General features: G+C 72.6%; 11 protein-coding genes. 10 read left to right on the plus strand and 1 reads right to left on the minus strand.

Annotation, left to right across the window (positions count from 1 at the left end; genetic code table 11):
* Positions 1–173: 173 nt before the first annotated feature.
* Positions 174–599, minus strand: coding sequence for a hypothetical protein (locus tag CBQ26_RS22020; protein WP_088249706.1), 426 nt, complete (start codon positions 597–599; stop codon positions 174–176).
* A 131-nt stretch (positions 600–730) separates the two neighbouring features.
* Between CBQ26_RS22020 and CBQ26_RS16405 the strand changes: the two genes are divergently transcribed.
* From CBQ26_RS16405 to trpD, 10 genes are all read left to right on the plus strand, one after another.
* Positions 731–1699 carry an NAD-dependent epimerase/dehydratase family protein gene (locus tag CBQ26_RS16405; protein ID WP_088249707.1) on the plus strand — a complete coding sequence of 323 codons (969 nt, stop codon included), beginning with the start codon at positions 731–733 and terminating at the stop codon, positions 1697–1699.
* A complete protein-coding gene (locus CBQ26_RS16410; RefSeq protein WP_088249708.1) occupies positions 1696–2508 on the plus strand; it encodes an MBL fold metallo-hydrolase in 813 nt (270 codons plus the stop codon). Before CBQ26_RS16405 ends, CBQ26_RS16410 begins: the two co-directional genes overlap by 4 nt.
* Positions 2505–3809, plus strand: coding sequence for a F390 synthetase-related protein (locus CBQ26_RS16415; RefSeq protein ID WP_088249709.1), 1305 nt, complete (start codon positions 2505–2507; stop codon positions 3807–3809). The genes CBQ26_RS16410 and CBQ26_RS16415 overlap by 4 nt, the downstream gene beginning before the upstream one ends.
* The gene (locus CBQ26_RS16420) at positions 3806–4804 is read left to right on the plus strand and encodes a 3-oxoacyl-ACP synthase III family protein (RefSeq protein WP_088249710.1); all 999 of its coding nucleotides are present in this window, start codon (positions 3806–3808) and stop codon (positions 4802–4804) included. Before CBQ26_RS16415 ends, CBQ26_RS16420 begins: the two co-directional genes overlap by 4 nt.
* Positions 4805–5205: 401 nt before the next feature.
* Positions 5206–6531, plus strand: coding sequence for a 3-phosphoshikimate 1-carboxyvinyltransferase (aroA, locus tag CBQ26_RS16425; RefSeq protein WP_088249711.1), 1326 nt, complete (start codon positions 5206–5208; stop codon positions 6529–6531).
* 314 nt (positions 6532–6845) lie between these two features.
* Complete coding sequence (locus CBQ26_RS16430) at positions 6846–7127, plus strand: YiaA/YiaB family inner membrane protein (RefSeq protein WP_055362347.1); 282 nt, start codon at positions 6846–6848, stop codon at positions 7125–7127.
* A gap of 174 nt (positions 7128–7301) precedes the next feature.
* Positions 7302–11732, plus strand: a complete 4431-nt coding sequence (locus tag CBQ26_RS16435) for an SNF2-related protein (RefSeq protein ID WP_244898063.1) — start codon at positions 7302–7304, stop codon at positions 11730–11732.
* A 233-nt stretch (positions 11733–11965) separates the two neighbouring features.
* Entirely contained in the window at positions 11966–13411 is a 1446-nt protein-coding gene (gene trpE / locus CBQ26_RS16440) for an anthranilate synthase component I (protein ID WP_088249712.1), read from the plus strand.
* Positions 13412–13565: 154 nt separating this feature from the next.
* Positions 13566–14219, plus strand: coding sequence for an anthranilate synthase component II (locus CBQ26_RS16445; protein ID WP_088249713.1), 654 nt, complete (start codon positions 13566–13568; stop codon positions 14217–14219).
* Complete coding sequence (trpD, locus tag CBQ26_RS16450) at positions 14216–15220, plus strand: anthranilate phosphoribosyltransferase (RefSeq protein ID WP_088249714.1); 1005 nt, start codon at positions 14216–14218, stop codon at positions 15218–15220. Before CBQ26_RS16445 ends, trpD begins: the two co-directional genes overlap by 4 nt.
* The last annotated feature ends 36 nt before the right edge of the window (positions 15221–15256 follow it).

Below are 15256 nucleotides of genomic sequence, written 5' to 3' on the forward strand. Positions count from 1 at the left end.
AGAGAAACGGGTTCCGGACGTGGAGCCGGCAATCCGGTGACGTTCCGGATTGTCGGCGAAACAAACGGAATCCGTATCAGTGATGTCCGGCAGCGTACACCCGAAACCGTTTTCACGGAAGGACCTGTCCGGACCGCGCAGCCCTCGCTCCGGGGTGGAACTGGTCCCCGCTGTCAGCGGCGGTTCGAATTCCCGAACAGGCCTCCCATGGGTGCCGGCGCCACCGCCCGCCCGATCAGGTCCAGCAGCTCCGCGAGGGTCAGGGTGAACACGCCCGCCTCGCCCCGGTCGGCCGCCTCGCGCCACTGGCGGTAGCCGCCCTCGTCGGCGGGCAGAGGAGCGTTCACCTCGATCAGGTCCAGCACGCTGGCGCGCAGCGCGTCCGCCGCGATCGGGGCGTGACCCAGTTCGGTCTGCACGCCGCCCGGCAGGTGCGGGTTCCCCAGCCGGAGGCCGTCCAGCGCGATGTGCAGGACCGGCTCGGTCGCTTCGTCGTCGCGGCGCAGGATCAGCACGGTGCTCGTGTCCTCGCCGGGGCGGGTGCGGTACGTCCAGCGCTGACCGGCCTGAAAGTCGATCTGAACATCGGAAGTCGTCATGGGACGCAGCGTACCGGGCGGTTCCTGGCCTGCGCCTCGGCCGAACGGCGCAGGGTCCTGTGCGCCGCATGGCCTGAACGCCGTTCAGATCTGGCGGCGCCGTGCGGGCGGGACGTCCATAATCACGGGCGATGAGCATTCTGGTGACGGGCGCGACCGGGTTCCTGGGCGGGGTGACCGCGCGGACCCTGGCCGCCGACGGATGGACGGTGCGCGGCCTGGGCCGGGACACACGCAGGGGCGCGGCGCTGGAACGGGACGGCGTGCGCTTCGTGGCCGCCGACCTGCGCGGCGCGGACTGGGACGCCCTGCTGGTTGGGGTGGAGGGGGTGGTGCACGCGGCGGCCCGCTCGACGCTGTGGGGGCACGCGGCGGACTTCCACGCGGACAACGTGGCCCCCAGCGCCGCGCTGGCCCGTGCGTGCGCTGTGCGGGGCGTGCGGCTGGTGCATGTCAGCACGCCCAGCGTGTACAACGCGACCGGATTCACCGAACAGGTGCGGGAGGACACCCCGGTCGGCCCGCGCTTCGACAGCCCCTACGCCCGCAGCAAATGGCAGGCGGAACAGGCGGTGCGCGCCGCGCTGCCTGACGCGACGATCCTGCGCCCACGCGGGATCTACGGCGTGGGGGATACGAGCATCGTGCCCCGGCTGGCCGCCGCGCTGCGCGCCGGGCGCCTGCCGCGCCTGACGGGGCAGGAGGTCTGGACCGACCTGACCGACGTGCGCAACGTCGCCCACGCGATCACGCTGGCGCTGGCCCGCCCCGCGCCCGGCGTGTTCAACGTGACCGACGGGCAGGTCATCCCGCTGTGGGCGACGCTGGACCGGCTGGCCGACACGTTGGGCGTGCCCAGACCGACCCGCCGGGTACCCGCGCGGCTGCTGGAGGGGGTGGCGGCGGCGCTGGAACTCGGCGCGCGCCTGCACCCCGACCGGCCCGAGCCGCCCCTGACGGCCAGCGGCGTGCGCCTCCTGACGCGGCCCATGACGCTGGACCTGACCCGTGCCCGCGAGCGGCTGGGGTACGCGCCGGTCGTCACGCCGGATCAGGGTTTCGCGGACGTGTTCGCCGCCCTGCGGGGAGGGGCAGCGTGACCGTCCGGGTCGTGCCGCTGCGGGCCGGGTCGTGCCTGAACCTCGCGGCGATCACCGAACGCGGCGCGCCCTGGCGGGTGCAGGCGTACCCGGCGGGCTTCACGCTGATCCTGCACCCCACGCGCGGCCCCGTGCTGTTCGACACCGGCTACGGCGCGGACGTCGTGACCGCCATGCGCCGCTGGCCGGGCCTGATCTACGGCCTGATCACGCCCGTGCAGTTCGGCCCGCACGACTCCGCCCGCGAGCAGCTGCGCGTGCTGGGCTTCCCCCCGGAGGAGGTGAGGCACGTGATCGTCTCGCACCTGCACGCCGACCACGTGGGCGGCCTGCGCGACTTCCCGCACGCGACCTTTCACCTCGACCGCCGCGCCTGGGAGCCCCTGCGGGCGCTGCGGGGCGTGCGGGCGGTGCGCCGGGCCTTCATGCCGGAACTCCTCCCGGACGACTTCGAGGACCGCTGCGCGTGGCTGGACTTCACGGAGGCAGGGGACGCCCTGCACCCCTTCGCGGAGGTCGCGGACGTGTTCGGGGATGGCCTGCTGCGCGCCGTGCCGCTGCCCGGTCACGCGCCGGGCATGGTGGGCCTCCTGGCGCAGGAGGGGGCCGGCCTGACCGTCCTGGCCGCCGACGCCGCCTGGAGCGTCCGCGCGGGCCGCGAGGAACGTCCGGTGCACCCGCTGGCCCGCGTGGCCTTCCACGACCCCGCCCTGGAGGCCACCAGCGGCGCCGCCCTGCGTGCCTTCCTGCACGCGAACCCCGCTGCGAGGCTGCACGTCAGCCACGACGCGCCCGAAGGCTGGACTTGAGCGCCGTCCTGACCCTGCTGGGTGCGCTGGACGACGCCCGCCTGACCTTCCGCAGCCGCGCGGCGCTGGAGCGGCACCAGGACCGCCTCGCGCACGATCACCTGCGCTGGGTGGCCGCGCACAGCCCCGTCGTCGCCGCCCGCTTCCGCGCCGCCGGGCTCCCGCTGGGCCGCTGGCGCGAGCTGCCCCCCACCGAAAAGGCCGCCATGCTCGCCACGTTCGACACACTGAACACCGTGGGTGTCACGCTGGAGCGCGCGCTGGCGGTCGGGCGGCAGGCGGAACGCACCCGCGACTTCACGCCCACCCTCGCCACGCCTGCCGGACCCGTCACCGTCGGCCTGTCCACCGGCACGAGCGGCACCCAGGGCGTCTTCCTCGTCAGCCGCGCCGAGCAGGCCCGCTGGGCCGGGACCGTCCTGCGCCACCTGCTGCCCGGCGGCCTGTGGGGGCTGCTACGCCCGCAGCGGGTCGCGTTCTTCCTGCGGGCCGACAGCCCCCTGTACCGCAGCGTCCGCCGCCGGCGGCTGGAGTTCCGCTTCTTCGACCTGCTGCGCCCCCTCCCGGACCTCGCCGCCGAGGCCCAGGCCTACGCGCCCACCCTGATCGTCGGGCCGCCCGGTGTGCTGCGCGCCCTGCACCGCACCGGCATCCGGCTGAATGCCCGCGTGATCAGCGTCGCGGAGGTCCTCGACCCTGACGACGAGGCCGCCCTGCGGAGCTGGGGGGACGTCGTGCAGGTCTATCAGGCCACCGAGGGCCTCCTGGCCCTGCCCTGCCCGCACGGAGCGCTGCACCTGAACGAGGCGCACGTCCACTTCGACCTCGAACCGCTCGGCAATGGTCTGCACTGCCCCGTCATCACCGACCTGCGCCGCCGCGCGCAGCCGTTCATCCGCCACCGCCTCGACGACGCCCTGCGCCTGCACCCCGACCCGTGCCCCTGCGGGCAGGCCGCGCGCCGCGTCCACAGCATCGCGGGTCGCCAGGACGACGCCCTGCACCTGCCCGGATTGGCAGGGGAGAGCGTCACCGTCTGGCCGGACTTCCTGCGCGGCGCCCTCGCTACCGTGCCGGGCCTGCGCGAGTACCGCGCCGACCAGACCGGCCCCCACCAGATCACGCTGCACCTCGACCCGCACACCCCGGACACCCAGGCGCACGCCCTGCGCGCCGTCCGGGACGCTCTGCGCCGCAGCCATGCCGACCCGGAGCGCCTCACCCTCGACACCCGACCCCTCGACCCCACCCCGCCCGGCACCAAACGCCGCCGCGTCACCCGAACCTGGAGGCCCACGTGACCCCACCCGACACCGTCCTCGGCGTGCGCCTCCTCGCCACCGCGCAGGCCCTCCCCGCACGCCGCGTCCCCACCGCCGAGGTCGCCCGGCTGTGCGGCGTGCCCGAAGCCGTCGCCCTGAAACGCAGCGGCGTCCACGAGCGCCGCTGGCTGTCCGGCACGGAAACCGCCCTGACCCTCGGCACGCAGGCCGCCCGCGAAGCCCTGAATCGCGCGGGCCTGGACCTCAGCGACGTGGACGTCCTCCTGAACGCCAGCGGCAGCCAGCTGCAACCCATCCCCGACGGCGCCGCCCTCTACGCCCGCGAACTCGGCCTTACCGGCGCCGCCACCTACTCGCTGCACGGCACCTGCCTCAGCTTCCTGCTCGCCCTCCAGCACGCCGCGCTGCTCATCCACACCGGCCGGGCGCGGCACGTTCTGATCATCAGCAGCGAGGGCGGCAGCGTCGGCCTCAACCCCCACCAGCCCGAGAGCACCCTCCTGATCGGCGACGGCGCCGCCGCCGTCCTCCTCGGCCCCCCCACCCGCCCCGGCCAGGGCCTGCACGCCACCCGCACCGAAACCCACCCCGCCGGAGCCGACCACACCCGCATCAGCGGCGGCGGCACCCTCCGGCACCCCAACCACCCAGCCGCCGCCCCCACCGACTTCACTTTCGACATGCAGGGCCTCCAGGTCCTCAAACTCGCCAGCCGCGTCGTCCCGCCCTTCCTCGAACGCCTCCGCCCCGGCCTGAGTCACGGCCTGCCCGGCATCACCCGCGTCATCCCGCATCAGGCCAGTCAGGCGGGCCTCGACCTGCTGCGCCGCTACGGCTGGCCCGAGGAACAGGTCGAAGTCACCCTGCGCACCCTGGGCAACGTTATCGCCGCCAGCCTCCCGCTCACGCTGCATCAGGCCGTGGAGGCCGGGCGGCTGAAGGAGGGGGACACGGCGCTGCTCGTCGGGACCGGGGCGGGGCTGATCGCGGGGGGCGTGATCTGGGAGTTGTAGAGGTTGTCCGGCTGCGGTTTCCCCACCCCCCAGCCCCCATCCCCAGGGGGGACGGGGGAGCTTTCGTTGGCACTGGGCAGGTATTTCTCTGAGGTTGGTGGCGGGTGTCGGGCGGGGACGGTCACGTCTCACACGCCATCCTTCGTCCCCGCGCCGTTCGCCCCGCGCGCTGCGCGCACGACGGGCTGGGTTGCCGTGACAACAGAGTGGCCGGGTGTCCTGATGCGTGCCGTGAGGTTCTACTTTTTTCGCTTCGGCAGAAGCATTTGTTCAAGGCTCCCCTTGAGGGGAGCTGTCGCCGTAGGCGACTGAGGGGTCCCGCTGCGCAGCAGCCTCCCTTCCCACTTCCCTTCCTGTACAGCGGCCCGGCGTCGTGGGGGTGTGCGGGCTAGGCTGGCGTCATGAGTGCGGATGGCCTGCCGGAGACGTTTGATGTGATCGTGCACCCTGCGGCGGAGTTGCGGGGGGTGTTGCGGGCGCAGCCGAGTAAGAATTACACGACGCGGTACCTGCTGGCGGCGGCGCTGGCGGATGGGGAGTCGCGGGTGGTGGGCGTGGCGACCAGTGAGGATGCCGGGGCGATGTTGCGTTGCCTGGGGGACTGGGGTGCGGGTGTGGAGCTGGTGGGTGGGGACGCGGTGATCCGGGGGTTCGGGTCGGGGCCGCGTGCGGGTGTGACGTTGAATCCGGGGAATGCGGGGGCGGTGGCGCGGTTCCTGATGGGCGTGGCGGCCCTGACGACGGGGACGGCGTTCGTGACGGACTACCCGGATTCGCTGGGGCGGCGGCCGCAGGGGGATCTGCTGGAGGCCCTGTCGCGCCTGGGCGCGCGGGTGCAGAGCCGGGATGGGATGTTCCCGCTGTCCATCTCGGGGCCGGTGCGGGGTGGGGTGGTGGAGGTCAGTGCGGAGCGCAGCAGTCAGTACGCCAGCGCGCTGATGTTCCTGGGGCCGCTGCTGCCGGACGGGCTGGAGTTGCGGCTGACGGGGGACATCAAGAGTCACGCGCCACTGCGGCAGACGCTGGATACGCTGGCGGCGTTCGGGGTGCAGGCGTCCGCGAGTGACGACCTGAGCCGCATCTCCATTCCGGGTGGGCAGGCGTTCCGGGCGGGGCGCGTGCTCGTGCCGGGGGATTATCCGGGCAGCGCGGCGATCCTCGCGGCGGCCGCCACCCGGCCCGGCGAGTTGCGCCTGTCGAACCTGCGCGAGCACGACCTGCAGGGCGAACGCGAGGCGCTGAACGTGCTGCGCGAGATGGGCGCCGACCTGACCCGCGAGGGCGACACGGTGGTCGTGCGGGGCGGGCGGCCCCTGCACGCGGTCACGCGCGACGGGGACGGCTTCACGGACGCCGTGCAGGCCCTGACGGCGGCGGCGGCCCTGGCAGACGGCACAACGACTTGGGAGAACGTGTACACGTTGCGCCTGAAGGAATGCGACCGCATCAGCGACACGCGCCGCGAACTGGAGGCGCTGGGCCTGACCGTCACGGAGACGCAGGACAGCCTGACCGTCACCGGCACGCCCAGTCTCGCCGGGGGCGTCACGGCGGACGGGCACGGCGACCACCGCATGATCATGCTGCTGACCGTGCTGGGCCTCAGCGCGCAGGCCCCCATCCGCATCACGGGCGCGCATCACATCCGCAAGAGCTACCCGATGTTCTTCCGCCACCTCGAATCCCTCGGGGCGAGGTTCGAGTACCCGGAAGCCACGCGCGCCTGACGCCTTGCCCGTCAGGTGCTCACCTTGGGGCCGCCTCCAGTCCGGGGCGGCCTTTTTTTCTTCCTGGAGAGTGTCGGGGGCGTCTTGCTGGAGTGCGTTCCGAGGCCCGCACGGGACGTCTGTCCCGCTCCTATGCTGGAGTGGACCGCGCCGGACCGTCCGAGCTGGGCGGCGGGTCACTAGCACGCCCGGTCGGACCGGCGCAAGGGCAACTGCGCGGCGCGGCGGTGGCCGCCCGCGGCAGAATCCGCAGCGGTGGCCGCAGCGACGACGCCCGCCGTTCGCGGCCGCGACCATCACAGGAGGTTCCAACCATGACGCAGTTCAATACCCCGGATCTCGTCGGTGATTCCCCCGCGTGGCTCAGCTTCATCTGGATCGCGTTCCTGGTCAGCATCAGCCTGATGCTGCTGGGCATCTTCTTCATTCCCGTCGACTGGTGGGTCAAGGGCTACCTGTACATGGGCACCCTGTTCCTGACCGCCAGCACCCTGACCCTCAGCAAGAGCCTGCGCGACAAGCACGAGTACGAACGCCTCGTCAACCGCGTCAAGAGCGCCCGGACCGAGCAGGTCCTCAGCAAATTCGAGAGCTGAAGCCCGCAGCGCCCGGACCGGCAGCGGGAAGAGGGGGGGCGGGCCCTCCGTCCGGGGCGCGCCCGTTCGTGTCGGTGTGCAGCTTCGCGCAGGGCAGAGGCGCGCTAGACTCCAGGGCGTGTTTGTTACTGGCGTTCCGTCCTTCCCGTCCTGCTCGACCGGCCGGACGCCTGCATGGCGCGTCCGCGCGGCCGGCCGGGTGACCGCGTGAAACTCAGCCGCCTGCCGCCGGGGTTCGCGCTCGACACGGCCGCGCAGGGCCTCGCGCTGCGGGAGGAGAGCGTGCAGAACGTCACGCGCCACTGGACCGACGCGGGCTGGCACGCCGAGGCGACCGTCATGGACGCCGGGCAGCCCTACCACGCCACCGTGGACCTGCTGCCCCCCCCGGACCCGCAACTGCGCGGCAGCAGCTGCACCTGCGGCCGCTACCGCTGCCGGCACGTCGCGGCGCTGGTCCTGGCGACCGACCCGCCCGACGGCCCCCGGCCCGCGCAGACCGAGGCGGCGCCGGACGACGCCCCCACCGAGGAACCCCTGGACGCCCGCACGCAGCAGTGGCTGGCGTCGTTCACCGAGACCCGCTCGGCCGCCCGTGGCCGGCAGTTCGAGCTGCGGTACGTGCTGCGCTTCCTGCCGCCCGGCACCAGCGTCGGCGGGACGCGCCGCGTGGCCGTGCAACTGACGCGCGTGCCGCTGCGCGCCGAGCAGCCGGACCTGTCGGCCGCCGAACGGTACTCGCTGCCCCGCAACCTCGCGAGCGCGCCCGCCTTCGTGCGGCGCGACACGCACCTGCTGCGCCTGCTGGACGTCGCCACGACCGCCACGCACGAACCCGGCCGCTGGCAGGACGAACTGCACGTCCTGGGCGACCACCCGGCCGCCGACCTGCTGATCGAGAGCATGCTCGAATCCGGCCGCCTGTGCTGGGAACGCCCGGAAGCGGCCCTCACGCGCGGCCCGGACCTGCACGGCCACCTCGCCTGGATGTCCGACGCGCGCGGCGCGCAGGCCCCCACCCTGCACCTCCCGGACGCTCCCGGCGCGACCGTGCTGCCCACCCCGCGCCCCTGGGCCGTGCAGCCCCCCGCGCCGGGCGGCCAGACCCTGCTGAGCCGCGTGCAGACCGACTCGCCGGCCGAACAGGTCGCGCGGTTCCTGACCGGACCGGTTCTGCCGCCCGCGCAGGCCGTCGCGCTGGCGCACGCCATCACCGCCTCGGGGCTGAACCTCCCCATCCCGCAGACCGTCCGGGTGCGCGAGGAACGCCTGCCGTACACCCCGCAACTGCAACTCACGGCCCGCACCGCCACCCGCCACGGCTGGGCCGCCCGGCCGGAAACGGTGACGCTGCCCACCGCGCAACTGCGCCACGCCTACGCCGGCCTGACCGTCCCGGACACCCACCTGGACGGCAGCGCCGGCCCCACCGTGTACCGCGACGGCGTCCTGACCCGCGTCGCCCGCGACCGGGACGCTGAACGGGACGCCGAACACGCCGTCGCCCTGGCCGGCTTCATGCCGCTCGAGGAAGCCTTCGGTGACGACTACCACGTCACCACCCCCGAACCGGCCAGCCTGCTCACCCTGGGCGAAGAGGACGCCTGGATGGACTTCATGCGCCACGGCCGCGCCGATCTCGAAGCGCAGGGCGTGACCGTGCAGGTCCTCCCGGACTTCCCCCTGAACTACGCCGAGATCACCGACTGGTACGGCGAGACGAACGACGCCTTCGGCGGCTGGTTCACGCTGGACCTCGGCATCGTCGTGGACGGCACCCGCATCAGCCTGATCCCCATCCTGGCCGACCTGATCGCCCGCCAACCCGGCCTGTTCACCCCCGAGGCTCTGGCCGACCTCACCGACGACGAGACGCTGCACGCCACCCTCGACGACGGCCGCCGCGTCGCCCTGCCCGCCGGCCGCATCCGCGCCATCCTGGGCGTGCTGGTCGAACTCAACCTCCGCGACCTGCCGCCCGGCCCGCTGCGACTGCCCCTGCTGGACGCCGCCCGCGTCGCGCAACTCGAGGAAGCCGTGCAGGCCCGCTGGCTGGGCGCCGAACGCCTGCTCGAACTCGGCCGGAAACTCCGCGACTTCAGCGGCGTGCAAGACGTCACGCCCCCCACCGGACTGCACGCCGACCTGCGCCCCTACCAGCGCCAGGGCGTCTCCTGGCTGCAATTCCTGCGCGAGTACGGCATGGGCGGCATCCTCGCCGACGACATGGGACTGGGCAAGGCGCAGCCGCTCGACGCCCGCATCCTGACCCCGCTGGGCTGGCGCACCATGGGTGAGCTGCAGGTCGGGGATCATGTGATCGGTCGGGACGGTCGCCCCACCCAGATCACCGGCGTGTACCCCCAGGGTGAGCGCGACATCTATCGCGTGACGCTGACCGACGGAGCCAGTGTCGAGGTCGACGAGGACCACCTGTGGGCTGTGAACACCCCGGTCCGCAAGAAACGCGGCCTGCCCGAACAGGTGTTCACCACCGCGCAGATCCGCGACAGTCTGACCGACGCGGCGGGCAACCTGAGGCACTACCTGCCAGTGGTCGAGGCGGTGCAGTTCGCGCCCCGTGACCTGCCGGTCGACCCCTACACCCTGGGCGCCCTGCTGGGTGACGGTCACCTCAGTCACAGCCTCGGCATCACGACCGAGGACGAGATCGTGTCGGCCCTCAAGCTGCCCGAACCGGTTGCGGCACACCACGCGGTGCGCCTGACCCCGCAGGTCAGCACGTACCGCCTCGCCACGCCGGGCCAGTGGACGCCCAATCCGCTCAAGGACGCCCTGCGGACACTGGAACTCCACGGCACCAACAGCCACTCCAAGTTCATTCCCCCGGCGTACCTGCTGGCCAGCCCGGCGCAGCGCCTCGCGCTCCTTCAGGGCCTGCTTGATACCGACGGGCACGCAGGGACGGTCGTGGAGTACACCAGCGTGTCCAGGGTACTGGCACTCGGCGTGGTCGAACTCGTGCAGTCGCTGGGCGGCACGGCGCGGCTGAAACAGAAGGTCACCGCCCACACGCATCAGGGAGAGCGTCGGACGGGGCAGGCGTGGCGTGTCACCCTGAAACTCCCGGCGCACCTTGACCCGTTCCGGTTGCCGGCCAAGCTGGCCGCCTACACCCGCCCGACCAAGTACCCGCCCAGCCGCGGCGTCCGGCATGTCGAGTACGTGGGCCGCAAGCCCGCGCAGTGCATCGCCGTGGCCGCCGCTGACCACCTGTACGTCACCGACCACTACATCGTCACTCACAACACGGTCCAGACCCTGGCGCACCTGCTGCTGGAGAAGGAATCCGGCCGCGCCGACCGGCCCAGTCTGGTCGTGGCGCCCACCAGTGTCATCGGGAACTGGCAGGCGGAGGCGGCGAAGTTCGCGCCGGACCTGCGGGTCCTGACCCTGCACGGCAAGGACCGCCGCGCGCACTTTGCGCGCATTCCGGACCACGACCTGATCCTGACGACGTACCCGCTGCTGCCGCGTGACATCGACGACCTGGGGGCGTTCGGGTACCACCTGGTGATTCTGGACGAGGCGCAGAACATCAAGAATGCCCGCACGGCCGCTGCCAAGGCGGCCGGGGCGCTGGGCGCCCGCCACCGCCTGGCGCTGACCGGCACGCCGCTGGAGAACCACCTGGGGGAACTGTGGTCGCAGTTCAACTTCCTGGCGCCGGGCCTGCTGCATGACGAGAAGACCTTCCGGGAGCTGTACCGCACGCCCATCGAGAAGCGGGGCGAGGCGGGCCGCCGGCAGGCCCTGGCTGCGCGGGTCCGGCCGTTCATCCTGCGGCGCGAGAAGCGTGACGTGGCCCGCGAATTGCCGCCCAAGACCGAGATTCCGGTGCGGGTCACGCTGGACGGCGATCAGCGGGACCTGTACGAGACGGTGCGCGTCACGACCGAGACCCGCGTGCGCGAGGAACTGCGCGCCCGTGGCCTGTCGCGCAGCACCATCGCTATCCTCGACGCGCTGCTGAAGCTGCGGCAGGCGGTCACGGACCCGCGCCTCGTGAAGCTGGACGCGGCGCGCAGCGTGGAAGGCAACGCGAAGTTCGAGTGGCTCAGCACGCACCTGCCGCAGATGGTCGAGGAGGGCCGCCGCGTCCTGATCTTCAGCGGGTTCGCCACGCTGCTGGGGCACCTGGAGGACTGGCTGCGCGAGCAGCGCATTCCGTACTCCATGATCACGGGCAGCACCCAGGACCGCCAGAGTCAGATCGACGCGTTCCAGAACGGCCGGACGCACGTGTTCCTGATCACGCTGAAGGCCGGGGGCGTCGGCCTGAACCTCACGGCGGCCGACACGGTCATTCACTACGACCCGTGGTGGAACCCGGCCGCAGAGGAGCAGGCCACCGACCGCGCCTACCGCATCGGGCAGGACAAACCGGTGTTCGTGTACAAGCTGATCGCGGCGGGCAGCGTCGAGGAACGCATCCTGGACCTTCAGGCCCGCAAGGCCAGTCTGGCGCGCGGCATCCTGGACGGGGGCCTGAGTGATGCCACGCAGCTCACCTCGGCCGACCTGGACCGGCTGTTCGCGCCGCTGGAAGACGAACCCGAAGGCGAGATGGTCCTGGCCCCGTGACGCCCCCGCCCGCCCGCACTGTGCAGCACCGTGCAGCCGCGCCGTGAGGGCGCACTGTGTAGACACGCCCACTCGCCCCGCCCGCCGCGCGCTATCCTGCCCGGTATGACCGTTCACGGTGCGTGGTGGTGGCCCAGTCTCGCCTGGGTCTGATCCCGCCGTACCCTGACCGGACGCGCCCAGGTGGAACTTCCCACCCGGGCGTTTTTTCATGCCCCGCCCACAGGAGACCCATGACGCAGCGCACCCCACCCGCCACCCCCCAGCCCAGCCCCGCCCCGCTGGCCGTCGCCACCCGCGAACTGAACGCCGACCTCGACACGCCCGTCACCGCGTACCTGAAAGCCGCACAGGGCGAGCCCGTCGCCTTCCTCCTCGAGAGCGTCGAGGCGGGCGAGACGCTCGGCCGGTACTCCTTCATCGGGGTGGGCGAACAGGGCCGTCTGGAGGCGCGCGGCACGCACGTGACCAGCAGCGGCACCTTCGGCACGCACGACGGCCCCGTGCCCGATCCGCTGGCGCACCTGTACGCCGCCGCCACCCGCCCCGCCCCCGCCCCGGCCGGGCTGCCCGCCCTGATCGGCGGGGCCGTCGGGTACGCCGCGTACGACCTGATCCGCGCCTACGAGACCCTGCCGGACAGCAACCCGGACGAACTGGGCGTGCCTGACGCGTGCTTCATCGCGCCGCGCGGCATGGTCATCTTCGACCACCTCAAGCACCGCCTGATCGCCGTGGCCACCGCCCCGCAGCAGGCCGACGCCGACGCCGAGGTCGCCATGCTCGTGCAGCGCCTGCGCGGCCCGCTGCCCGACGTGCCCGGCCAGCACCCCGTCCCCGCCCCCGCCTTCACCAGCAACTTCACGCCCGACACCTTCCGTGACGCCGTGAACCGCGCCCTGGACTACATCCGCGCCGGAGACATCTTCCAGGTGGTGCCCAGCCAGCGCTTCAGCGCGCCCCTGGGCGACCTGCACCCCTTCGCGCTGTACCGCGCGCTGCGCCGCGTGAACCCCAGCCCGTACCTCGGGTACCTGCAACTCGGGCCGGTCACGCTGGTCGCCAGCAGCCCCGAGAGCCTGCTCGCCAGCGACGGCCGTACCGTCACCACCCGCCCCATCGCCGGCACCCGCACGCGCGGCACCACCCCCGAACACGACAACGCCCAGGCCGCCGAACTCCTGGCCGACGAGAAGGAACGCGCCGAACACCTCATGCTCGTCGACCTGGGCCGCAACGACCTCGGCCGGGTCAGCCGCTACGGCAGTGTCCGCGTCCACGACGCCTTCACCATCGAACGCTACAGCCACGTCATGCACATCGTGTCCAGCGTCACCGGCACCCTCCGCGACGACCGGACGCCCCTGCACGCGCTGGCCAGCGTGCAGCCCATGGGCACCGTCAGCGGCGCTCCCAAGATCCGTGCCATGGAAATCATCGACGAACTCGAACCCACCCGGCGCGGCCCGTACGGCGGCAGTTTCGGCTACATCGCCCACGACGGCAGCATGGACATGGCCCTCACGCTGCGCACCATGGTCATCACGGGCGGCCACGTCCACATCCAGGCGGGCGCGGGCGTCGTCGCCGACAGCGACCCCGCCAGCGAGGAACTCGAAACCCGCAACAAGGCCGCCGCCCTCATGCGCGCCGTCGAACTCGCCGCCGGGGGCCTGTAAGTGCAGAGTCGGGAGTGGCCCACCACCCGGCCCGGCCGTTCAGGCTCGCACCGTCCCGAACGGCCTGATCTCCCGTGCCGAAACTCCAGTCCCGAGACTCCCGTGCCGTCACCTACCCGGACCCCCGCTCCGCGTGCATGAAAGGACACCCACGATGACCACCCCCGCTGTTCCCACCCCGCAGCCCGCGCCCCGCATCCTCCTGATCGACAACTACGATTCGTTCACGTACAACCTCGTGCAGTACTTCGGGGAGCTGGGCGCGGACCTGACCGTGTGGCGCAACGACGCCTTCACGCTGGACGACGTGCGCACCCTGAACCCGGACGCGATCGTGGTGTCGCCGGGACCCTGCACGCCCACCGAGGCGGGGCAGAGCGTGGCCGTGATCCGCGAACTGGGCCCGAGCGTGCCGACGCTGGGCGTGTGCCTGGGCCACCAGAGTATCGGGGAGGCGTTCGGGGCGCGGGTGGGCCGCGCGGTCCTGCCGGTCCACGGCAAGACCAGCCCGGTGCGGCACGACGGGTCCGGGCTGTTCGCGGGCCTGCGGGACGGCGTGACGGTCACGCGGTACCACTCGCTGGTGGTGCGGGACCTGCCGCCGGAACTGGTGGCGACCGCCTGGACGACCGACCCGGACGAGGAGGTGGTGATGGCGCTGCGGCACCGCGACTACCCCGTGTTCGGCGTGCAGTTCCACCCGGAGAGCATCGCCACGGAGGGAGGCATGGAGATGATCGGGAATTTCCTGGCGGAGGTGCGCGCGTTCCACTCGGCGCGGGCCGCGCTGGCGGGGGGCGGCGCATGATGCACGCCAGACTGATGAACGGCGAACGGCTCTCACAGGAGGACGCAGCGGCGTTCATGCGCGAGGTCATGGAGGGCGACATGAGCGGCGTGCGGCTCGCGGCGGCCCTGGCGGCCCTGCGGGTACGCGGCGAGACGCCCGAGGAGATCGCGGGCTTCGCGCAGGCCATGCGGGAGAACGCGGTGCGCGTGAACGTCACGCCCCGCCCGGTGCTGCTGGACGTGGTCGGCACCGGCGGCGACGGCGCGCACACCTTCAACATCAGCACCACGACGGCGTTCGTGGTGGCGGGGGCGGGCGTGCCGGTCGCCAAGCACGGCAACCGCGCCGCGAGCAGCCGCGCTGGCAGTGCCGACGTGCTCGAGGCGCTGGGCGTGAACTTGGACGCCCCCCCGGAGGTCGTGGCGGACGCCGTGAACTCCCTGGGCATCGGGTTCATGTTCGCCCGCAACTACCACCCGGCCCTGCGACATGCGGCAGCCGTCCGGTCGGACCTGGCCGCCAGGACGGTGTTCAACATCCTGGGGCCGCTCAGCAACCCGGCGGGCGCCACGCACCTCGTGGTGGGCGTGTTCAAGCCGGAACTGACGCGCACGCTGGCCGAGGTGCTGCGCCTGCTCGGCGCGGGCGGCGCGACCGTCGTGTACGGCGACGGCCTCGACGAATTCACCGTGAGCGGCGTGAACACCGTCTCCGGCCTGCGGGACGGTCAGATCATCGACCGGACCCTGCACCCCGAGGAGGTCGGCGTGGACCTGCACCCCAGAGAAGCGATCGTGGGCGGCACACCCGCCGAGAACGCCGGGATCACCCGCGCCCTGCTGACCGGCGGCGGCACGCCCGCCCAGCGGGACATCGTGGCGCTGAACGCCGGGGCGGCCCTGCGCACGGCGGGCGCCGCCGACTCCATCCGCGCCGGGGTGGAACTGGCCCGCGAGGTCATGAGCAGCGGCGCCGGCTGGAGCACCCTGGAACGCTACGCCGCCCACACCCGCCGCTGACCATCCCCCATACGGACTGCCGTTTGTTGCGCCAAC

The organism is Deinococcus indicus, assembly GCF_002198095.1.
Lineage (GTDB): Bacteria > Deinococcota > Deinococci > Deinococcales > Deinococcaceae > Deinococcus > Deinococcus caeni.